Annotated in this window: 17 protein-coding genes; 16 read left to right on the top strand and 1 reads right to left on the bottom strand. The window is 51.2% G+C overall.

The window, feature by feature from the left end; all coding sequences use genetic code 11:
* The first annotated feature begins 10 nt into the window (after nt 1–10).
* The 7 genes from PAEVO_RS11560 (at nt 11) to PAEVO_RS11530 (ending at nt 8144) form a co-directional block, all read left to right on the top strand.
* Nucleotides 11–1027, top strand: a complete 1017-nt coding sequence (locus PAEVO_RS11560; protein ID WP_481856497.1) for a galactose ABC transporter substrate-binding protein — start codon at nt 11–13, stop codon at nt 1025–1027.
* Nucleotides 1028–1146: 119 nt separating this feature from the next.
* Complete coding sequence (locus tag PAEVO_RS11555) at nt 1147–2676, top strand: sugar ABC transporter ATP-binding protein (protein ID WP_394057369.1); 1530 nt, start codon at nt 1147–1149, stop codon at nt 2674–2676.
* Nucleotides 2654–3673, top strand: a complete 1020-nt coding sequence (gene mglC / locus PAEVO_RS11550) for a galactose/methyl galactoside ABC transporter permease MglC (RefSeq protein ID WP_100537674.1) — start codon at nt 2654–2656, stop codon at nt 3671–3673. The genes PAEVO_RS11555 and mglC overlap by 23 nt, the downstream gene beginning before the upstream one ends.
* Before the next feature lie 632 nt (nt 3674–4305).
* A complete protein-coding gene (locus PAEVO_RS11545; RefSeq protein WP_100537673.1) occupies nt 4306–5379 on the top strand; it encodes a Gfo/Idh/MocA family oxidoreductase in 1074 nt (357 codons plus the stop codon).
* 3 nt (nt 5380–5382) lie between these two features.
* Nucleotides 5383–6222, top strand: coding sequence for a sugar phosphate isomerase/epimerase family protein (locus tag PAEVO_RS11540; protein WP_100537672.1), 840 nt, complete (start codon nt 5383–5385; stop codon nt 6220–6222).
* Between the two features lie 150 nt (nt 6223–6372).
* The gene (locus tag PAEVO_RS11535) at nt 6373–7065 is read left to right on the top strand and encodes a response regulator transcription factor (protein ID WP_100537671.1); all 693 of its coding nucleotides are present in this window, start codon (nt 6373–6375) and stop codon (nt 7063–7065) included.
* Nucleotides 7062–8144 (top strand): sensor histidine kinase, encoded by a 1083-nt coding sequence (locus tag PAEVO_RS11530; protein ID WP_100537670.1) that lies wholly within the window; start codon nt 7062–7064, stop codon nt 8142–8144. Before PAEVO_RS11535 ends, PAEVO_RS11530 begins: the two co-directional genes overlap by 4 nt.
* 25 nt (nt 8145–8169) lie before the next feature.
* Here PAEVO_RS11530 and PAEVO_RS11525 read toward each other — a convergent pair whose 3' ends face one another.
* Nucleotides 8170–9363, bottom strand: coding sequence for a glycoside hydrolase family 88 protein (locus PAEVO_RS11525; protein WP_100537669.1), 1194 nt, complete (start codon nt 9361–9363; stop codon nt 8170–8172).
* A gap of 259 nt (nt 9364–9622) precedes the next feature.
* On the opposite strand from PAEVO_RS11525, the gene PAEVO_RS11520 reads away from it, so the two are divergent.
* From PAEVO_RS11520 to PAEVO_RS11480, 9 genes are all read left to right on the top strand, one after another.
* Complete coding sequence (locus PAEVO_RS11520) at nt 9623–9805, top strand: tautomerase family protein (RefSeq protein ID WP_076321763.1); 183 nt, start codon at nt 9623–9625, stop codon at nt 9803–9805.
* 6 nt (nt 9806–9811) lie between these two features.
* On the top strand, nt 9812–10774 hold the full coding sequence (locus PAEVO_RS11515) for an ABC transporter permease (RefSeq protein WP_100537668.1): 963 nt from the start codon (nt 9812–9814) through the stop codon (nt 10772–10774).
* Between the two features lie 18 nt (nt 10775–10792).
* A complete protein-coding gene (locus PAEVO_RS11510; RefSeq protein WP_100537667.1) occupies nt 10793–11665 on the top strand; it encodes a carbohydrate ABC transporter permease in 873 nt (290 codons plus the stop codon).
* 125 nt (nt 11666–11790) lie between these two features.
* Complete coding sequence (locus PAEVO_RS11505) at nt 11791–13368, top strand: extracellular solute-binding protein (protein WP_100537666.1); 1578 nt, start codon at nt 11791–11793, stop codon at nt 13366–13368.
* Between the two features lie 109 nt (nt 13369–13477).
* Complete coding sequence (locus tag PAEVO_RS11500) at nt 13478–14527, top strand: response regulator transcription factor (RefSeq protein WP_100537665.1); 1050 nt, start codon at nt 13478–13480, stop codon at nt 14525–14527.
* Entirely contained in the window at nt 14524–16395 is a 1872-nt protein-coding gene (locus PAEVO_RS11495) for a cache domain-containing sensor histidine kinase (RefSeq protein ID WP_100537664.1), read from the top strand. Before PAEVO_RS11500 ends, PAEVO_RS11495 begins: the two co-directional genes overlap by 4 nt.
* Before the next feature lie 15 nt (nt 16396–16410).
* Complete coding sequence (locus PAEVO_RS11490) at nt 16411–17178, top strand: SDR family NAD(P)-dependent oxidoreductase (RefSeq protein ID WP_100537663.1); 768 nt, start codon at nt 16411–16413, stop codon at nt 17176–17178.
* An 8-nt stretch (nt 17179–17186) separates the two neighbouring features.
* Nucleotides 17187–19430, top strand: coding sequence for a heparinase II/III domain-containing protein (locus PAEVO_RS11485; RefSeq protein ID WP_100537662.1), 2244 nt, complete (start codon nt 17187–17189; stop codon nt 19428–19430).
* Nucleotides 19414–21783, top strand: a complete 2370-nt coding sequence (locus PAEVO_RS11480) for a DUF4962 domain-containing protein (RefSeq protein WP_100537661.1) — start codon at nt 19414–19416, stop codon at nt 21781–21783. The genes PAEVO_RS11485 and PAEVO_RS11480 overlap by 17 nt, the downstream gene beginning before the upstream one ends.
* The last annotated feature ends 132 nt before the right edge of the window (nt 21784–21915 follow it).

The following is a 21915-nucleotide window of genomic DNA, read 5'->3' as shown; positions in this document are numbered from 1 at the left end:
TTTGGCCGGCATGATGCTGACCACGGCGGCATGCAATAACGGCGGGAGCAGTTCAACCGGCAGCGAAAGCAAAGAAGGTGAAGCGGCGAGCGGCAGCACACCTCAAGTCGGGGTGGCGATTTACAAGTTCGACGATACGTTCATGACGGGCGTTCGGAACGCGATGTCCGATGCAGCGAATGGCGTAGCCAAACTGGATATCGTGGATAGTCAAAATGCACAGCCCACCCAAAATGAGAAAATCGATCTGTTTATTTCGAAGAAATACAGCTCCATGATCATCAACCCGGTGGATCGGACGGCCGCCGGCGTCATTATCGATAAGGCTAAAACTTCGAATACGCCGGTGGTCTTCTTGAACCGGGAGCCGATCGCGGAAGACATGAACAAATGGGATAAGGTGTATTACGTAGGGGCGAAAGCCGAGGAATCCGGAACGATTTCGGGCCAGCTTATCGTTGATTATTGGAAGGCCAATCCGAAGGCGGATAAGAACGGGGATGGCAAGCTGCAGTATGTATTGCTGCAGGGCGAGCCGGGGCATCAGGATGCCGAGCTGCGGACCAAATTCTCCGTGCAGGCGATTCAAGATGCCGGGATCGAGGTCGAAGCGCTTGCGGTGGATACCGCCATGTGGGATCGCGTGAAGGGACAGGAGAAGATGCAGGCCTTCCTTGCATCCCATGGCGACAAGATTGAAGCGGTTCTGGCCAACAATGACGATATGGCGCTCGGTGCCATTGAAGCATTGAAAGCAGCGGGGTACTTCAGCGGCGACAAATATATGCCGGTTGTGGGCGTAGATGCGACAGCTCCGGCCATTCAGGCACTGGAAGACGGCACGCTTCTCGGCACCGTGCTTAATGATGCCAAGAGCCAGGGCAAAGCTTCCGTCGCGATTGCCGCAGCACTATCCAAAGGAGAAACGCCGAACAAGGACAACACCGGATTTGATATTACCGACGGCAAATACGTATGGATCGCTTACAAAAAAATAACGAAGGACAATATCGCCGACGCGAAATAATAGCAGGGTTATAGGAAGGGGCAGCGGCTATTCGTAGCGTTGTCCCTTTATATTCGGCTCTTTTCGACCCGGCCAGCGAAGGAGGTAACCCCAACGTGACGGAACCGTATGTGCTGGAGATGCGGAATATATCGAAGGCGTTTCCCGGTGTTCAGGCCCTAAGCGACGTAACATTTAAGGTAAGACCAGGCACCGTGCATGCTCTTATGGGAGAGAACGGGGCAGGTAAATCAACGTTGATGAAATGTTTGTTCGGCATATACAAGCCTGATGAAGGCGATATTTATTTGAACGGCAGCAAGGTAACCATCAACAGCTCCAAGGATGCACTGAATCACGGAATTTCCATGATCCATCAGGAACTTCATCCCGTGCCGCACCGCAACGTGATGGAGAATATATGGCTGGGAAGATTTCCGGTGACGGGCTTCTGGCCTTTGAAATTCGTGAATGAGAAACAGATGGCAGAAGATACGCTCCGTCTGTTCCGCGAGCTCGATATCGATATGGATCCCAGGGCAAGAACAGGTGCGCTCTCTGTATCCAAAATCCAATCGCTGGAAATCGTCAAAGCGGTATCCTATCGCTCCAAGGTCATTGTCATGGACGAACCAACCTCATCGCTGACAGGCAATGAAGTGGAGCATCTGTTCAGCATGATGAACAGGCTGCGTTCGCAAGGCGTGTCCATCGTCTACATCTCGCACAAAATGGAAGAGATTTTGCGCATATCCGATGATGTGACGATCATGCGCGATGGGAAGTATGTGGGCACCTGGCAAGCCGGCGAGCTGACAACCGATTTGATTATCACCCGCATGGTGGGGCGGGACTTGACGGAGCGCTATCCGGAACGGATGAACGTTCCCGGCGAAACCCGGATGCAGGTCCACCAATTGAGTTCCCCGAATCCGAAATCGTTTCAGAATGTGTCCTTCGAGCTAAGACGGGGAGAGATTCTGGGCGTTGGCGGCCTTGTCGGCGCACAGCGAACGGAATTGGTTGAAGCTATATTCGGGCTTCGTCCAGTGGCTTCCGGAACCATATCGATAAACGGGAAGCCAGTAAAGATCAAATCACCCTCGGATGCCAAGAAAAATAATATGGCGCTGCTGACGGAAGAGCGCAGAGTTACCGGCATATTTCCGGTTCTCTCGGTCTATGAGAATACCGTCATTGCCAATCTTCGAAGGTATCAGAATTGGGCGTTCCTGTTAAATGAACGCAGAGGAATCGAGGATGCGCGAACGAACGTGGAGCAGCTGAGAACCAAAACTCCCTCGGTCCATACCCAGATACGGAACCTGTCGGGTGGCAACCAGCAGAAGGTACTGCTGGCGAGGTGGCTTCTGACTGAGCCTGAAATCCTTCTGCTGGATGAACCGACCCGTGGAATTGATGTCGGCGCCAAGTTCGAGATTTATTCGATCATTACGCAGTTAGCCAAGCAAGGAAAGAGCATTATTATGATTTCCTCCGAAATGCCCGAGCTGCTCGGAATGTCCGACCGAATCATGGTGATGAGCGAAGGGCGGCTGACGGGAATTCTCGCAGGGCAGGAAGCAAGCGAAGAGGAAATCATGAGGCTTGCCGCACAGCGGTCAGCTGATTCGGGAGGGGAAGTCGATGAATACGCAAACCATCGGTAAGGTGAAAGATTATTTGGCGCAGCGCGCCATATTTGTAGTATTGATATTACTTGTTGTCGGGATTGCAGTCGCAGATCCCAATTTTCTGGCCTTCTCCACGCTGCGGGATATTTTACAGCAATCCTCCACCCGATTAATTATCGCCCTTGGCGCGGCGTTCATTCTGATCACCGGCGGGGTTGACCTCTCCGCAGGACGCGTTGTCGGGTTAACGGCGGTTGTATCGGCTTCCATGCTGCAAACGGATGTATACGCAAACCGCTTCTTCCCGGACCTGCCCCAAGTATCGGTTGTATTGCCGATTCTTATCGGTATATTAGCGGGGCTTATCGTTGGGTTAATCAATGGTTTCATTGTAGCTAAACTGCATGTGCCGCCATTCATAGCCACGCTCGGTACGATGGTCGGCATTTACGGCATCAATTCCATCTATTTTGATATGGAGCCGAACCAATCCCAGCCGATTGGCGGCTTGAGACCGGACTTTACCGTGTGGGGCAGCGGCTACATTGACTTCGGCGGCGGATATTCACTCCCTTACATCGTCATTATCGCCGTCTTCGTTGCGTTCATCTGCTGGGTGATATTCAACAAAACCCGGCTCGGCAAAAATATGTATGCCATCGGCGGCAACGTGCAAGCGGCGCATGTTTCGGGGATCAATGTAGCCCGTAATCTTATAGCGATCTACGCTATTTCCGGTGCGTTGTACGGCATCGCCGGCGTACTGGAGGCTGCGAGAACCGGGGGCGCGACGAATAACTACGGCAATATGTATGAACTGGATGCGATTGCCGCATGCGTGGTTGGGGGGGTGTCCACTGCGGGAGGCATCGGTACGGTGCCGGGCGTGATGGCCGGGGTTCTTATCTTCGGCGTCATCAATTACGGATTAACCTTTATCGGCGTCAGCCCATACTGGCAATTGATCATTAAAGGGCTTATTATCGTAGCAGCGGTCGCATTTGACATTCGCAAATACATGGCAAAAAAATAAGAGGGATTGCGGCCGCAGGAGTATATCCTGTGGCTTTTGCCATAGATTATAGAATTTATTAGTTTTCAGCGGAGCTGAACCATTCAATAATCGCAAGAAAAACTTCCTTTAACCGCGACCTGTCTTCCGAGGAAGTACGTCGATAGACGTTTTTCTTTAGATATCAGGAAGTATAAACTTCGAGGCTTGGGCCTTCCTGATATCGCAAGGAAAACATCCTATAACCGCGGTCTGTCTTCTGAGAAGGTACGTCGATAGACGTTTTTCTTTAGATATCAGGAAGTATAAACTTCGAGGCTTGGGCCTTCCTGATATCGCAAGAAAAACATCCTATAACCGCGGTCTGTCTTCTGAGAAGGTACGTCGATAGACGTTTTTCTTTAGATATCAGGAAGTATAAACTTCGAAGCATGGGCCTTCCTGATATCGCAAGAAAAACATCCTATAACCGCGGTCTGTCTTCTGAGAAGGTACGTCGATAGACGTTTTTCTTTAGATATCAGAAAGTATAAACTTCGAAGCATGGGCTTCCTGATATCGCAAGAAAAACATCCTATAACCGCGGTCTGTCTTCTGAGAAGGTACGTCGATAGACGTTTTTCTTATAATCATCCATTACAGGAGGTGCTGTCATGATCATGGAGAAGAAGGTGTTAAATATCGGCGTACTGGGCTGCGGCCCCATATCGCAGTACGGACATTTCGAGGCTTGCCGGAGAGCGCGCAATGCCAGGCTATACGCGATATGCGATGTCGCGGAGGATTTGATGAACCGCATGGCCGATATCCATCAGCCGGTACAAACCTACAATGGTTATGACAAGATGCTGGCCGATCCCGAGGTGGAGGCTGTTATCATCGGCATCGCGGATCAATTTCACGTGGAAGCCGCTCTTAAAGCCATTGAAGCAGGGAAACATGTTCTAGTGGAGAAGCCTCTTGGCGTCACCGTAGAAGAGTGTGAGGAATTGCAGCGGAAGGCGCGGCATTCCGGATGTATTGTCCAAATCGGCAATATGAAGCGCTTTGACCCAGGCATCGCTTATGCTAAGCAGTTTATGGATCAAGAAATGGGTGAGATGCTGGCGTTGAAAGCATGGTACTGCGACTCAACCTACCGGTATACGGTCACCGAGAACGTGCAGCCCATGGTACAGTTAAGTCCGAATGCGTTAAGGCCGGAAGGGAATCCGAAGCTGGATAAGCTGCGTTATTACATGCTGACGCATGGCAGTCATCTGGTGGATACGGCTCGCTTTTTAGGTGGAGAGATAGATAGCGTTACAGCCTGGAACACGCAAAAGTTCGGGGCGTATAACTGGTTTGTCACGGTGCAGTATGCCTCGGGCGCTGTAGGACATCTGGATCTAACGGTTGCCGTGCGGATGGACTGGCATGAGGGCTTTCACATCTACGGCGAACACGGAAGCGTGATTGGCAAGACCTATAATCCTTGGCTTTTTAAGTCCAGCGACGTCGAGGTATTCTCGGCACGGGATGGTTGTTATCATCGTCCGCTTGGCGAAGATGCGCATTTCTTCAAGCTGCAGGTTGAAGGCTTTGCGGATACGATTCTGGAGCAGGCACCCATGCGAGGAGCCAATCTGGAGGATGGAGTGGCTGCTATGCGTGCCATGGCGGCGATCGCACGATCGGTGGAGAGCGGGGATACGGTGAAGCTGGCTAATGTAACGGGAGGTGTATGAGGCATGAGGCTGGGCATTTTCTCCAAAACGTTTGAACGACCTACATTGGAGGAAAATTTGGACGCAGTGAAAGCAACCGGACTGAGTGTGATCCAATTTAATCTTTCCTGCGCGGGTCTCCCATCACTACCGCACGAGATCGATCTGGAAACCGCGGTATATATAAGAGAAGAATGTGAGAAGCGCCATCTACATATAGCCGCCGTATCCGGAACCTTCAATATGATTCACCCGGACCGGCAGAGATTGCGAGGTGACATTCGACGATTTCGTCAATTGGCAGCCATGTGCCATTCGATGGGGACGTCGGTCATTACCCTGTGCACCGGCACAAGGGATAAGGATAATATGTGGAGGGAGCATCCGGATAACGATTCACAGGAAGCATGGGATGACCTGTTAACGACTTTGCATGAAGTAGTGAATATGGCAGAGGAGTTCGAGCTGGAACTGGCTATTGAACCTGAGCCTGCCAATGTGATCAGCGATGCTGTCAAAGCCAGACGGCTGCTGGATACGATGGATTCTCCCCGGTTAAAGGTCGTTCTGGATGCAGCGAACTTGTTCAGTCCGACTGAGAGGAGGCCCCTGGCAGAAGTTATCGGTCAAGCGCTGTCACTGCTCAGCGAACATGTCATTATTGCGCATGCCAAGGATTATTCGACCGTAGACGGACTCCATTATACGGCTGCAGGAACCGGTGAACTGGATTATAAAGCTTACATGAAATTGCTGCACGCTTATCATTTCAAGGGTCCGCTGATCCTTCATGGCCTGCATGAACGTCAGGTGCCGCAAAGCGTCTCTTATCTGAAGTCCCAAATCACAGAGGCCATGTTATGACACGACCCTCAGCGCAATAACAGCAGTACCTATGAATGGTATGGGCTTCTTGGTTCATCCTCATCGAATCTTCACAAGTTTCAGTTACAATGGGGTCTTATGTTAAAGTTGACTTGTACTGGCGAAGGATTCAATAAGGAGAAACCCAGAATGAAAACTATATTAATCGTGGATGATGAACCGAATATTCGAGAAGTTCTTGTATCTTACCTGAACAAAGAACATTATCTGACGCTGGAGGCGGCCAACGGTGCCGAAGCGTTCGATTTCTTACGAGAGGAATCCGTCGATCTTGTCATACTGGACCTCATGCTTCCTGATATGGATGGTGAGCGGATATGCCAGGAAATTCGTACGTTCAGCGCGGTGCCTATCATGATGTTAACGGCTAAGGTGGCCCAGAGCAGCCGGATTGGCGGGTTTGCCATCGGAGCGGATGATTATATCGTGAAGCCGTTCGACCCTCGGGAAGTTGTGGCAAGAGTCAAGGCCGTCTTGAGGCGGGGAGATGACAGCAAGCTGCTGGCGGACGTTATTGTATATCACCAAGGCGCGCTGGCCATTCATTCGATGAAACACGAAGTTACCTGCCATGGACAGGTCGTAAATTTGACGCCAAGCGAATACAAACTGCTGCTTCTATTGGCTAAGTACCCCCAGCGCAATTTCTCGCGCGAAGAACTGGTCGATCGTGTGTTAGGCTATGACTTTATCGGCGATATCCGAATTATTGATCAGCATATCAAGAATCTTAGGCAAAAGATTGAACCCGACCCAAGGCAGCCCCAGTATATCATCACCGTTTACGGATTCGGATACCGCTTTGGAGGTGATGGGGCTTGAAGCATCGGCTGGACCTGAGGCTTGCCGCAATCATCATCAGTATCACGGCAGGGATTCTGATCATGTTTACCGTGATCAATATTGTGACCAACCATTATCATATAGCCATGTTCCAGCAGCAATCATCCGTGCATGATGGAATGGCTGAGCTGAATTATCATTTGGAGCAGGCGCAGATGCAATCCATCATTTTGACATGTCTCTTATCCATTGCGATTGCTTCCGTAATAGGCATATGTGTTGCAAGGAGAATATCGGCCCCCCTCGTCCAGATGAAGCGAGCGGCTGAAATGATGACGCGGGGGAAGTGGGACATCCGTGTGACAACCAAAGGGTACGATGAAATCGCGGGACTCGGCTCTTCGCTGAACGAGCTGGCTGTGCAGTTACAGAAGCAGGAGTTGCTTCGCAGGAATATGACCCAAGATATCGCACATGAACTGCGAACGCCGTTAACCACATTAAAGAGTCACACCCGTGCACTTGAGGATGGCATATGGGATCCGACCGCAGATCGGTTTCAAACGTGCCTGAAAGAGATTGATCGATTGATTCAGCTTGTCACGGAGCTCGAGGATTTGCATGATATGGAATCGCCGGAGTTTCAACTATCCCGATCCAAGCAGGAGCTTGGTCACATCATGGAGAGGGCCATCACCTTGGCGGCAGCAATGTATCATGAAAAAAGGGTGGACCTGCAATATGTCAGCGGTTCGCCGATCCTAGCCGAGGTGGATGCCGACCGGATGCTCCAGGTTCTCATCAATATGTTAAGTAATGCCTTACACTACACGCCAGCTGGCGGAACGGTACAAGCCGAACTCGTGGACGAAGGGGCAAACGCCCTAATTCGAATCAAAGATTCAGGGCAGGGGATCTCTTCCTCCGATCTGCTGTATATTTTCGAAAGGCTGTATCGGGGTGATAAGTCAAGGAATCGGTTAAGTGGCGGAAGCGGGATGGGGCTGGCCATCGTCAAGCAGCTGGTATCTGCACATGGCGGTCAGGTATGGGCTGAGAGCGGAGAGAAGCATGCCGGCGGCAGCTGCTTCTATATCCGGATTCCTAAAGAAGAATAGTTGAATGGACATGCAAAAAACCGGATCAGAAGATCCGGTTTTTCCATCCCATTAACTTGGCAGCGGTCTCAACATAATAGTAATCCCCATAGATCAGCGAGACGTTTATATTTTGTCCGGCAGGCAGATGCCCCGTGGCTTCCTTCAGTATGCCTTCATACGCGGGGTCATCCAATTCGGCGTAATGGGCCGTCAAGGAGTCGATGATACGCAAGGCACTTTCGCGGTACAGAGGGCTTTCGGTTAAAGGCACCAGGTCCGCGATTTCAAGCAGACCGGAAGCAGCGCAGGATGCTGCTGACGTATCCCGTGGTTCGGAAGTGATCGGGAATGATTCCGTCTGTTCACGATCGGATGTTCGCATCTCCTTGCGCTCCGCGCGGAAATCCCAGCGGGGTATGGAATCCTCCTCAAGGGAAGCTATGAAAAAATGGGCAACTCGCTTGGCGGCTTCAAGATACCGTATATCGCGGGTATAACGATAGGTATTAGCCATGCCATGCAATGCCCAGGCCGCTCCACGACTCCACGCAGACTCCGGACCATAGCCTTGTCCTCCCAGCGCTTCGATGAATTCTCCCGTTAATGGATCAAATCGGCAGATGTGCCGAACGGAGCCGTCCGGTCTTATGAAATGCTCGGCAACCGTATTGGCTTGCTCTCTGGCGATATGAGCGAATCTCGGGTCACCACTCTCCTCGGAAGCCCAGAATAGGAGGGAGAGGTTCATGGTGGAGTCGATAATGGACCAGCCTTCATTCCCATGATTCCATGAGGTTGGTTTCACTTGATTCCAAGCACGAATAAATCTGCCGACCGGGTTATACCTCCCGGCCAGCAGGGTAGCCGCCAACAATCCTCTCCGCCTGGCATCCGGATCGCCGGTCAGTTTATATTTGATGACGGCTGTCGGCAGAAATTGAAAGCCGACATCGTGATGAAAATTACTGTCCCCGATAAGGGCTTGTTCAAGTCGAACATCCCATTCCCAAGCCCATTCCTTATACTGCGGCTCCTTGGTCATATCATACATGATCCAGAGCATTCCCGGCCAAAAACCGGAGGTCCACCAGTCGATCCGGGTGGAATCATAGATTCCGTTCGTTGTTGCATGAGGAACTTTGCCTTGGAGCTGTCCCGTCATGCGCGACAGTTTCTTTTCCAATTGTCCCCATAATAACGAATAGGGCATTATCGTTTCCTGATGTTGTCCGTTCATCGCTAACCTCCCAAAACTGATGTCATCGTTTGGCTAATTATCGCAACTGCTTTGATCCATTGTTCCATAGAACGCTGCCAAATTCTACATATACCGCTTAAGAACTATTGAAATAACAAGCCGATCTTAAAAAAACACAAGCCGCCGATCCACCTAAAAAAAACACAAAGGAACCGATCTTCTTCCATTGCTGCCCGGTCATGAAAACTTATAGGATAAGGATATTCATCACATCCATTTCCTAAGGAGGCGAAAGCCGATGCCGCAAATTACGATTAAAATGTATGAAGGACGCACGGATGAGCAGAAGAACGAAATCGTTGATGTTTTTACAAAGGAGCTGTCACGGATCATTGACCGGGAGCCTGAATTTATCAGCATCCGGTTTGACGAAATTCCGATAGATGACAACGCACCGGCCAATTTGAGAAACAAGAGGTGATGACTGATGGCCGAGCCAAGCAAAGCAGGGGTAAGCCCGATTCTGGAGGGAAAGCTCGATAAACGGAGAAGATTACTTGGCTTCATGTGGAAATACAGGGCGCTGTACTTCATATCGCTGCCGGGACTGCTGTTCTTCGGATTATTCAAATATGTTCCATTAATGGGCTCCGTGATCGCATTTCAGAACTACAATCTGTTTGCGGGCGTAACGGGAAGTCCCTGGGTGGGCCTTGAGCACTTTGGGCGAATGTTCCAGCACTATGATTTTTTGAAAATTCTGCGTAATACGCTTCTGCTGGGTACATATGACATTCTGTTTGCTTTTACCGCCCCCATTGTTCTGGCTTTATTGCTCAATGAGGTTCGTCAGGTCGTTTACAAGAAAATAGTCCAGACGATATTCTATGCGCCGCATTTTCTGTCATGGGTTATTGTAAGCGGTATCTTTGTGGGAATCCTGTCCCCATCATCGGGGATCGTGAACGTGATACTCGGCTGGTTCGGCATAGAGCCGATCTATTTCCTTGGCGAAGATTCCTATATTCGAACGGTATTGGTGGGCTCTGGATTATGGAGAGATGTCGGATGGGGGACCATCATCTATCTGGCGGCGCTCGCAGGCATAAATCCGGATCTCTACGAAGCCTCCGAAATTGATGGAGCGGGAAGATGGCGCCAGACCCTCAGCATTACCCTGCCAGCGCTGCTTCCCGTAATAACGATCCTGTTCCTGCTCAAGATCGGGGACTTCATGGATTATGGGTTTGAACGCGTATTCGTGTTTCAGAACCCGCTTAACATCCAGTCCAGCGAAATCTTGGACACGTACATTTACAAAGCGGGCTTGCAGCAGCTTCAGTACAGCTATGCCACTGCCATCGGGGTGTTCAAATCCGTTGTTGGCTTGTTCCTGATTTCCATTGCAAACACCATCAGCAAGAAAGCGACCGGCGAGTCGCTGTATTAGAGGGGAGTGACAACCAACGTGAAATATGACAGTGCAGGCAGAAAACTGTTTCTTGTATTGAACTATATCATCCTTACCTTTCTTGCCCTCACCATGCTGCTCCCTTTTCTCAATGTCATTGCCCAGTCGTTCAGCAGCCCGGGCGCTATCGATCGCGGAGAAGTGATGTTTTGGCCGGTGGAGTTCACCTTTGCCTACTATCAGCATGTATTCAACGATGTCTCCATCTGGAGGGCCTTCGGGATCAGCGTCTATATTACGCTATTCGGAACCTTCATTAATCTGGCGGCAACCGCTTCGCTGGCGTATCCGCTCTCCAGGCCGGAATACGTCGGTCGAAAAACAATCATGATTATCATCCTGATGACCATGATATTCACGGCACCGCTGATTCCGCAATTCATTTTGATGCGCGAGCTGAATCTCGTCAACACGCTGTGGTCTTTGATGCTGCCATCCGCGATCAGCGCATTCAATCTGTTTGTGCTTCGAACCTTCTTCACCCAAATTCCGAGCGAACTGATCGATTCGTCCCGAATCGACGGATGCAGCGAGGTTCGTACCCTGTGGAGCATCGTGCTTCCGTTATCGAAACCGGCGCTGGCGACGGTAGGGATATTCTACTCCGTGACCAATTGGAACAAATATATGGACGCCCTTTACTATATCAATGATCGGGCCAAGTATCCGCTCCAGGTAAAATTGAGGGAGCTTCTGGTGAACGAGGGCCTGACCGATACGGGCAACATGGCATTTGAAGCAAGCTCCCAATCCGTTCAAGGCATTCAGATGGCGGTGATTCTGGTAGCCACGCTGCCCATCATTCTCTTGTATCCGTTTCTGCAGCGCTTCTTCATTCATGGGATGATGATCGGGTCGATCAAAGAATAACCCTAAAAAAACGACAAACCGAGCCAAAGACATTCCTTGTTCCCGCCCAGACGGCTCACTATACTGATATTAAGTTTGAAAGCGCTATTATAAGCGACTATATTAGCTTGAAAAGAGGGGTATTCATGAGAAAAAGCTGGACACGTGCGCTTACATCAGGTCTCGTACTGGCCATGCTTGTTGGCTGTTCGGGTAACAATGGCGGAGGCGGAGGAGCCAATGCGAGCGGCGACGGCCAAGGCGGGAATGAAGCGGGAGCCACGAAATTTTCCATGTCGATGCGGACGCTTAACGTATCCTACGTTGAGAAAAATCCGGATATCAACAAGGATAAGTACGTGCTGGAGCTAGAGAAAATGACGAATACGGACCTGGATATCCGTCTGATTCCGCATAACGAATATCAGGATAAAATGGTGCAAATGTTCGCAACGAATGACATTCCGGATGTGGTGCAGGGCACTGGCGGAATCAGCGGTCCCGAGCTGGCGGGTGCCGTAGAGAACGGAGTCTTTCTTCCGCTGAACGACCTCCTCCAGGAGCATGGGCAGGATCTGCTCAAGTTCATCCCCGAGGAAGCCTGGAAGCGGATGACGGATTCCAAGACGGGCAATATCTACGGAATTCCCGAAATCTTGTCCAATCCGTCCAGACGGGCCACATGGATTCGGACCGACCTCCTGGAGAAGGTAGGCAAGGAGATCCCGACAACGGTGGAAGAGACGATGGATGTTCTGCGCGCGTTCAAGGAAGCCGGGGTGGAGCAGCCTTATGCCGGACGTCAGAATTTCAAATATGCGGATACCTTCTTCGGTGCCTATGACGTGCTGGGTTACCTGAACCAATTCAAGGTATTCCCGGACGGGAAGGTAAAGCCAACCTTCTTTGATGAAGAAAACATGAAGCAAGCGATTCAGATCTATAAGACGATGCACGAGGAAGGATTGATCAGCAAGGAATTCGCGACGATTGAAAGCGCGGATTTCAAATCCATTGTCACGAGCGGCAAAGCGGGCATGTGGTCCATGAACGCGAATGAGCTTCCGATCTGGGGCACCCAGCTGAAGGAGAATGTGCCGGACGCGAAAGTAGCGCTGATTCCTTCCCCTGTAGGACCAGACGGTAAAGGGGGATATGCCCATTACAATCCGGTCACGCGTTCCTTCTTCATCAACGCAAAGGCGAAGGATAAAGCGGAGGATATCGTGAAGTTCTTCAACTGGATGGTCAGTGAAGATGCGGAATTGTTCTTCAGCTTCGGCATTGAGGGCGAGGATTATCAGGTAACCGACGGCAAGCCGGTCTTCGAGGTTCCAACGGACACGGAAGGTGCGGATAAGATGCGTTATTTGAACTACTGGCTGTGGCTGGTGCAGGACACGACCTACAACAAACGCGTATCCGAGTTGTCCGATTCCGGCAAAGAGCTGATTGATGCTTTTGATAACATGCTTACGAAAGAGGGCCGCCGCGGCATTGAATTCGATCCGCGTCTGGAGGCGATGGTGAAATATCCGGAGCTGAATCCGAAATCGGATGAACTGCCGCCGCTGATTCTGGAGCATGTGCTCCGCATGGTATACGGCAGGGAGCCTATCGATAACTACGGCAAGGTGCTCGAGGAATATCTGTCCAAAGGCGGCAGCGAGATTATTGAGGAAGCTACGAAACGATATAACGAAAAAGAAAACGCTTTCGAATAAGCGGAGCATGTTTTAGTATAGTGTTGAAGAATGACTCCTCTGCTTGTCTGGCAGAGGAGTATCTTGCTAAAGCTAAACTACTCTCGCTGTCTTGAAAGGGGAATGGGTGATGTACCGCATTCTGGTCGTTGATGATGAACCTATGATAAGAATGGGCTTGGCGAAACTGATCACGCAGACGGATCCGGCCATGATTCAAGCCGCAACGGCCGGCAACGGCATGGAAGCATTGGAAGCGATCCAGACGACACGACCGGACTTTATTTTTACGGATATCAAAATGCCCAAGATGGACGGCCTGGAGCTAAGCAAGCAGCTATATGAAACATACGGCGATATCACGGTTGTTGTCATCTCCGGTTACGGCGATTTTGAATATGCCCAGAAATGCATGTCCTATGGGGTTAAGGAATATCTGCTCAAGCCCGTGACCAAATCGGTGGTACATAACACCATGAATAAATTGATGGCGGATCGAAAGTCCATGCAGGAGAAGCAGCGGTTCTATTTTCCGCTCTCCAAGCTGGAGGATTGGCTGGAGCAGCTCGAGCTGGCCGTATGGCATTTGCAAATGAACGATATCCAGAACAAGCTGCAAGAAATCGAGGATTATTGCAGTGAGCGCAGGCTCGAATCGATTCAGCTTCAGGAGCTGCTCGATGAGCTGTACGCGAAACTGATCAAGCAGTTAAACGGCCGGGATGTGTATTCGTTCGAGCGGATGACAGGTATCTCGGGGGCTGAACCCGGAGGGAACCATCATTATTTCGAGAGATTCCGTCATGCCGTGGATCAGACGGTAAAGCTCATACGCGACAAGAGGAAAGGAAATGCCAAGGAGCCTGTAGAGGAAGCGAAAGCCTATATAGAGCGGAACTTATCCCGCGATCTCTCACTGGATGAGGTTGCGGATATGCTCGGACTCAACCCGTCGTATTTCAGTCAGCTGTTCAAACAGATGACGGACGAGACCTTTGTCCATTATCGCATCAAGAAACGAATGGAGAAGGCGAAGAAGCTCCTTGCCATTCCGCATTATAAAATAACGGATATTTCGTTCGAAGTGGGGTATGCGGATCATCCCCATTTTACCAAAACCTTTAAGAAGGTTACCGGCTATACCCCTTCCGAATACCGGGAGCTGCTGGGGATCGAATGATGCGCAAGAGCCTGTCTCGTCAAATCTTTTTGTACTTCTTTATCGTCATATTGTTCTCGCTATCTACGGTCGGCGTATTCTTCTATCTCAAATCATCCGAAGCGATTGATGAACAGGTCGAGAAGTATATGACCACCGTTATCACGAACGCCGCAAGGCAAACGGATAATCAGCTGAAGATGTTTGAGCGGATCAGCAATACGATTTTGCTCCAGGATTCGGTGAAGCGATTTTTGGATATGGACCCAAGCGACAGCTATGAGCATTACCGGTTCACCAATCTCATCCGAAAGGATGTCTTTCAGAAGATCTTCATTCAATACCCTACCCAGACCCATATGATGTACATTCTTGGGTTTCATGGCCGGTCGATTTTTGATCAGAATCAGAATTTCTCCGCCATGTCGATCGATCCGTCGGACCGTCTTCGTGAACTCAGGGAGAAGACGCCGGGGAACGGGGAGATTGTCATTTTGAAGACCAGCCTGCTGGAACAGGATCGGGACAACGTCATTACGGTTGCCCGCAAAATCCGGGGAATGAACTCGTACGACGTGAAAGGCGTGCTTGCGGTTGAGTTCAATGAAGATCAGCTGTCGGGTTTATGGAACGGCGTCGATCTCGGGGAGCAGGGCTTCTTCTTCATCCTGGATCGCGAAGGTGAAGTGGTCTATGCCCCTGAGCACGTGGATATGGACGGAATTAGTTCAACCGACCTGCCGGAGCGCATTATCGCCAAAGGCGATCATCGCTTCATTGAACCGGTGTTAGGCGAGAAAGCGATGATCATCTCGCGCCAGTCCGAGTATTCAGGCTGGAGCCTCGTCATTATGATGCCGCTGGATGAGCTTCGGGCACCGATTTCGGGGATTCGGTCCACCACCATTATCGTAGGCTTCGTTACGCTGATCATAGCGCTCATTCTTGCCTATAGATTCGGCAAATCGATCGTGAACCCGATCCGCAATCTGAAGAACGGGATGAGGCAGACGGAGAAGGGAAACTGGACGCATATCACCGATGTGAAGCCGCGGGAGGACGAGATCGGCGGATTGATCCATAGCTACAATCTCATGGTCAGCCGCTTGTCCGATATGATCGAGCAGGTATACGACACGGAGCTCCACAATCAGAAAACGCAGCTGGAGCTGCAGGACATCCAGCTGGAGCGGCAGCGGGCAGAGTTCCAGGCGCTCCAATTACAGATCAATCCGCATTTTCTGTACAACACGCTGGAAACGATCAATTGTTACGCGATCGTTCAGGATTCCGACGAGATCTCGGACATGGTGGAGGCCATGGCTTTCATGCTTCGATATTCCATTCAGACCAACCTGGAGGAAATCACCATTGCCAACGAGCTGAACCATGTGCGGCATTACATGATGATCTTAAAGCATCGGATCGGGCGCGATTTCGAGATCGAGGTGGCGACGCCGCCCGAGCTCCTATTGGAGAAGATGGTCAGGCTCTCCTTACAGCCGATTGTCGAAAATATTTTTCAGCATGCTTTTCCGGAAGGGATCGAAGCATGGCATTACATTCGGATCGACACGAGAATCGAACAGGACAACTTGCTGGTTATCGTCGAGGACAACGGGGCAGGCATAGCGGACCATAAGCTTCATAAACTGCGCAAAAGGCTCGAGGAAAACCGCCTGGTCGATGATGAAGAGGGGATGCATGCGCGGCGCAGGGGTGGCATCGGCATCGTGAATGTCCATCGGCGAATTCAGATGGTTTACGGCGAAGAGTACGGGATAACGGTTCATAGTTCGCCGGATCAAGGCACAAGCATCGTCATGACGATGCCGCGAATGGAAAGAGTGCGTGAACAAGAAAGCAGACTGAAACAGCTGCAAACCTAATCAGGAGGGATCAACATGCATATTAACTTATCGGGTAACATCGCTTTAGTCACAGGTTCGAGTGGAGGGATCGGTCGTGCGGTAGCATTGAGGCTGGCAAGAAGCGGGGCCAAGGTTGCCCTGAACTATCTAAACAGCAGGGAAGCCGCCGAAGAAGCCGTAGCGGAGATTCGAAGTTTAGGCGGCGAGGCTTATGCATTTCAAGCAGACGTCACGCATGTGGAGCAGGCAGAGGCACTCGCAGCCGAAGTAGAGAAGGCATTCGGCGGCCCGGTTACGATTCTGGTTAATAATGCTGGGCATTTGGTTGAGCGTCTGGCGAATGCGGAAATGACCGAAGAGCTATACAACAAGGTTATGGATGTAAATATGAAAAGCACGGTATTCGTGAGCAAAGCCGTCATTCCGGGTATGAAAGCCGCAGGTCAAGGTCGCATTGTCAATATGACCTCCGTAGCGGCACATAACGGCGGCGGACCGGGCGCAAGCATTTATGCAGCCAGCAAAGCTGCCGTCCTGAGCTTTACCAAGGGGCTGGCGAAGGAGCTTGCTGCAAGCGGTATTAATGTGAACGCCGTATCGCCAGGCTTTATCGGACAAACAGCGTTTCACGCCACCTTTACCCCGGATGACGCGCGAAAAGCAACGATCAAGGGCATTCCGCTCGGCCGAGAGGGCACCCCGGACGATGTCGCTGGCTCCGTTCTGTTCCTCGTCTCGGAGCTGTCTTCTTATCTAACGGGGGAGACGATCGAAATTAACGGCGGTATGTTCATGCGATGAGGGATTGGATGAAGGTCAACGCGAAGTCGAAATTCTATCCTTGGAGCGAACGCACAATCGATATCCTGAAGGCCGAGCTTGATCAAGTCATCGACCGGCGGCTGGATGTTCCAGTTGACCCAGGCGGCTGGTGGCACCAATATGTGTGTCCCGAACATCATACGGAACTGGTGTTTGATCCGCTGGAAGCTGACTGCAGCCGCTTTCGTTGTCCGCATGGCTGCGAATGGGAAGGAGAACCGTATCGGGGAGCATGGCTGGTATTCAAGCATCAGGCCATGGCCCGATATGTTCTGCAATCTGCCGCCGTCTATGCAGGCACGGGGGAGGAGGCCTACGCCGATCTTGGAAAAAGGCTGATCGTCCGCTATGCGGAGCAATTTCCGCTATACCCTGTACATCCCGATGCCCAGCCCTGGATGCTGAAAGGTCGCGCATTCCATCAGGCTTTGACCGAGGCCATCTGGGCAACGACATTGCTTCGCGGCTACCTGCTGCTGCAGGATGCGCAAGTGTCGTTCGACGAGGCTGACCGCCGGAAGATTCTTCAATTCCTGTATATGCTGGAGAGCAGCATGACGGAGTATCATCATATTTTGACCCGGGAGCGTGGAAATCCAGAGAACAACTATACCGCCTGGCTGATTGCCGCGCTGTTCAGCATCTATGCGGTACAAGGCGAAACGGAGAAGCTGCGGCAGCTGGTCGTGAAGGAAGGCGGCCTGCGGCATCATCTCAGCATTGCCATCAGGCCGGATCAGCTTGAATTTGAAGGCAGCATGTATTACCACGTATTTGTACTCCGTGCTTACCTGATTGCTGCGGAAATGGGGAGCAGAGTTGGTGAAGAGCTTTTTTCCCTGAGAGGAGAGCAAGGCCAATCCATGCAGGGAATGCTGGCGGTACTGGTTCGATTGTCAAACCAGAATGGATTTCTGCCTGCACTTCACGACGGTCCTTATTGCAGGGCTCCGTATGCGCGAGAAATTGCCGAAATAGCGGAAATCGGTTTATCCGTATATGGGGACAAGAGCTATCAGCAATTGCTGGACAATGTATATCGTGAACTGAATGGAGAAGCCGGCCGGATTGGCATGCTGGAAGCTCTGCTATACGGAATGGGCCATTGGGATGGGAGATACGGAATGGCTGCTTCTGAGGCGAAGGGTTCTCATAAGGAGACAGCGGGTGGAGTATGGGAAGTAGGGGACATCATCGAAGTCCGAGTTACACGAGAAGTCCGGGCAGCAGGCGATGCAGAACATGCAAAACAAGCAGGTTATGAACATGATGGTAATGAAGCATGGCACATCGAAGGCAGAAACGAGAACGACTTGCCCGATCTGTGTAGTCCTTCCGTCTTTCTTCCTCACAGTGGATTCGCCCTGTTAAAGTCGTACCATTCGCATGGGCTTCATGCGTTGGTCGATTTTGGCCCTCATGGAGGATCACATGGTCACTTCGATAAACTGAATTTGATGATTCATGTCGGGAACCAGCCTCTTTCACCAGACCGTGGAACCGTACCGTACGGTTCGATCCTGAAGAAGGAGTGGTATCCCCATACAGCCTGCCACAATACCGTCTCGGTAGGAGGCCGTTCCCAGAATCCGGCAGAAGGCAAATGCATGCGGTATGAATCCGCTTCAAACCGTTCCTATATTTGGGTTCGGGCCGATAAGGCCTACGATCAAGCCAATCTGGACCGGCATTTGATATTGACGGAAGATTGGCTGCTGGATTGGTTTGAAGTGGAATTGGATGAACCGGAAGCCGTGGATTGGTGGTTCCATTACGTTGGCATGGGGCAGCTGAGCGGACTTCCAAATACTGTTCAAGGCCACGTTAAAACGGATCTTGGAAACGAAGATGGATACGCATATGTAAAAGAGAGGTGCACCTGCGTCTTTTCCCAGGATGGCTTGCAATTCAATCTCCACATTGCCAATGCATTAGGGCCGCTGGCGGTAATCTCATTTATCGCCTTCGAGGGGATGGAATGCTCACAGGTAGAGTCACCTGGGCTTGCTGACGATCCCAGCCGCCTCATGGAAGGAATCCGGCTTCACCGATTAGATTCGAAAGCCCGCTTCATTGCCGTCTATCGTGCCGGCGATGAGCCGATCACCATGGGATGGACGCGCTCAGAGGATGGGGATTGGCTCAGCCTGTCCGATGGAAGGACCGCGAGAAGCTTCACGATGACCAACAACGGGTTGAAGGAGAGGGTACTCGATGAAAACCTTGTTTGAACCGAAAAGCGGATTGTTGTCCGTACCATATCAACCGGATGAAGAGAGTAAGCTGCTTGAGAATCCTCCCCGTTTCACCTGGATGCCGGGACAGCTGGAGAACGATCGTTATATGCTGCAAATTTCGACCTCGCCCTCGTATGAAACGGAAGCGACAACGACGATATCGCCGATTCCCTATAACTTATACACGCCGGAGCAACCGCTGGAGCCGGGTACTTATTATTGGCGATATGCCTTGCTGACCGGGGAGCCAGTGGAGGATACGCCAGACTTGGACCATAACCGTTCTTCATGGAGCCAATCCCGGATGTTTCATGTCCCGGAGGGGCTGCCCGAAACTCCCCTGCCTGGCAGAGGGGAGCGGTACGAAAGCGCGCATACCGGTCATCCGCGGTTATGGCTGGACGAAGAGGGAATTGAGGCGTTCCGGGAATGTCTCCGAAAGGATGAAAATTACTGCGGCTGGCGCGCTTTTTACGAGAAATCGGTCCTTCCGTGGCTGGATAAGCCGTTAATTCCGGAACCGGAACGTTATCCTGGCAATAAGCGTGTCGCCAAGCTGTGGAGAAAAATGTACATGGATTGCCAAGAAACGCTGTATGTTATCCGGCACTTAAGCGTGGCAGGGGTCATTTTGCAGGATGATGTTTTGATAGCCAAAGCGAAGACGTGGCTGCTCCACGCGGCCCGGTGGGATACGGAAGGTACAACGTCCAGAGATTATAACGATGAAGCCGCATTTCGGATGGTGGGTGCACTTGCATGGGGATATGACTGGCTCCACGATTACCTCAGCGCAGAGGAGATTCATCTCGTCAGGGGAGCTCTTCTGCGACGTACGGAGCAGGTGGCCTTCCATGTGATGGAGCGCTCGAAAATCCATCATGTCCCTTATGACAGCCATGCTGTTCGTTCGTTGTCCTCCGTTCTTGTTCCGGCCTGTATTGCCATGCTTCATGAAGAGGGTGAGGCACAGACATGGCTGGATTACACCTTGGAATACTACGCCTGCCTCTATTCGCCTTGGGGCGGAGAAGATGGGGGCTGGGCCGAAGGGCCGCTCTACTGGACAACGGGCATGGCATTTGTGATCGATGCGCTCAATCTCATTCGCAACTACGTAGCCATTGATTTCTTTCGACGGCCGTTCTTTGGGCGCACGGGCGATTTCCCACTCTACTGCAGCAGTCCGGATACGATCCGGGCCAGCTTCGGGGACCAGTCCTATCTCGGCGAACCCGTCAGTCTGAAGACGGCTTTTAATATTCGCCAGTTTGCAGGCATTACAGGGAATGGATTATATCAGTGGTATTATGAACAAGTAGCCAAGGCGGATACGGACGCCGACTCCAAGTTCTACAATTACGGCTGGTGGGATTTCCGTTTTGACGATATGCTGTATCGGCATGATTACCCTCAGGTGGAAGCTGTTTCTCCTTCACTTACCGTTCCGTTTTCTTTAGATAACGTCTCGGAACCAAAGAATGGAGCCATCCAATCCGTCAAATGGTTCCGCGATATTGACTGGGTGGCGATGCATCACCGCATGGATGATCCGGATGAGCACATTATGCTGCTTGCAAAGAGCAGCCGTTACGGCTCCATGAGCCACAGTCACGGTGACCAGAACGGATTCCTGCTGCACGCGTATGGTGAACCTCTCGCAATTGAAAGTGGATATTACATCGCTTTTGGAAGCACGATGCATATGAATTGGCGCAGGCAGACGCGTTCCACGAACAATATTCTCATTGATGGCCATGGTCAGTATGCGGGAAAAGATAAGGTGCTTTGCATCCAAGCCAGCGGAAAGGTCGAGCAAGCAGCTGCGTCATCGGGTTATGGGTACGCCCGTATGAACGCTACGCAGGCCTATCGGGAGAATGTCCCTTATCTGGAGCGGTATGTGCGCGAGATCTATTTTTTTGACGAATCTTATTTTGTCATCGTGGATACGGTGGATCTTGCCAAGCCAGCCAGCATCGAATGGCTGTTTCATACCCTGAACCGGATGAAGCTGTCCGGGCAGACGTTTCGGGTGATGGGCAGCAAAGCGGAAATGGAAGGGCGATTCGTGTACTGCTCATCAGGCGATCTATCGCTGAATCAGCATAATCAATTCACTGACGTCGATCCCGAAGAGATTGAAGGGCTGGATAACCAGTGGCATCTGCATGCTGAAACGAAATCAGCCACAAGCCATCGCATCGCGACTCTCCTGGTTCCCATGAGGGCACAGGAGAGTAAATACGTCTCGTATTTTCTGGACGATCAGGACCATGGGGTTCATATCTATTTCACCAATGAAGACGGGAACACAAGAAAGGTCGAAGTGCCTAAGGCATATTAGGTCTTAGAGGCGCTGATTCGATCCAGAATTCACAAAAAGACTCAACTTCAGCGAAAGCTGCTGTATGTGGAGTCTTTTTTTGCATATTCGTCACCATGCTTATGATTCAGCTGGCGTTTTCGTACAGGTCAT

It is taken from the genome of Paenibacillus sp. GM2FR (assembly GCF_002803325.1).
In the GTDB taxonomy this organism is placed as follows: domain Bacteria; phylum Bacillota; class Bacilli; order Paenibacillales; family Paenibacillaceae; genus Paenibacillus_AQ; species Paenibacillus_AQ lautus.
The sequence above is the reverse complement of the archived record's forward strand: the minus strand, read 5'-3'. Positions and strand labels throughout refer to the sequence as shown.

Bases quoted from the DNA above. Each gene is read 5' to 3' on its own strand.
- PAEVO_RS11490 (WP_100537663.1), top strand. From the start codon at position 16,411: ATGCATATTAACTTATCGGGTAACATCGCTTTAGTCACAGGTTCGAGT.
- PAEVO_RS11540 (WP_100537672.1), top strand. From the start codon at position 5,383: ATGAGGCTGGGCATTTTCTCCAAAACGTTTGAACGACCTACATTGGAG.
- PAEVO_RS11535 (WP_100537671.1), top strand. From the start codon at position 6,373: ATGAAAACTATATTAATCGTGGATGATGAACCGAATATTCGAGAAGTT.
- PAEVO_RS11560 (WP_481856497.1), top strand. From the start codon at position 11: ATGATGCTGACCACGGCGGCATGCAATAACGGCGGGAGCAGTTCAACC.
- PAEVO_RS11485 (WP_100537662.1), top strand. From the start codon at position 17,187: ATGAAGGTCAACGCGAAGTCGAAATTCTATCCTTGGAGCGAACGCACA.
- PAEVO_RS11480 (WP_100537661.1), top strand. From the start codon at position 19,414: ATGAAAACCTTGTTTGAACCGAAAAGCGGATTGTTGTCCGTACCATAT.
- PAEVO_RS11505 (WP_100537666.1), top strand. From the start codon at position 11,791: ATGAGAAAAAGCTGGACACGTGCGCTTACATCAGGTCTCGTACTGGCC.
- PAEVO_RS11520 (WP_076321763.1), top strand. From the start codon at position 9,623: ATGCCGCAAATTACGATTAAAATGTATGAAGGACGCACGGATGAGCAG.
- PAEVO_RS11545 (WP_100537673.1), top strand. From the start codon at position 4,306: ATGATCATGGAGAAGAAGGTGTTAAATATCGGCGTACTGGGCTGCGGC.
- PAEVO_RS11555 (WP_394057369.1), top strand. From the start codon at position 1,147: ATGCGGAATATATCGAAGGCGTTTCCCGGTGTTCAGGCCCTAAGCGAC.
- PAEVO_RS11515 (WP_100537668.1), top strand. From the start codon at position 9,812: ATGGCCGAGCCAAGCAAAGCAGGGGTAAGCCCGATTCTGGAGGGAAAG.
- PAEVO_RS11500 (WP_100537665.1), top strand. From the start codon at position 13,478: ATGTACCGCATTCTGGTCGTTGATGATGAACCTATGATAAGAATGGGC.
- mglC (WP_100537674.1), top strand. From the start codon at position 2,654: ATGAATACGCAAACCATCGGTAAGGTGAAAGATTATTTGGCGCAGCGC.
- PAEVO_RS11495 (WP_100537664.1), top strand. From the start codon at position 14,524: ATGATGCGCAAGAGCCTGTCTCGTCAAATCTTTTTGTACTTCTTTATC.
- PAEVO_RS11525 (WP_100537669.1), bottom strand. From the start codon at position 9,363: ATGAACGGACAACATCAGGAAACGATAATGCCCTATTCGTTATTATGG.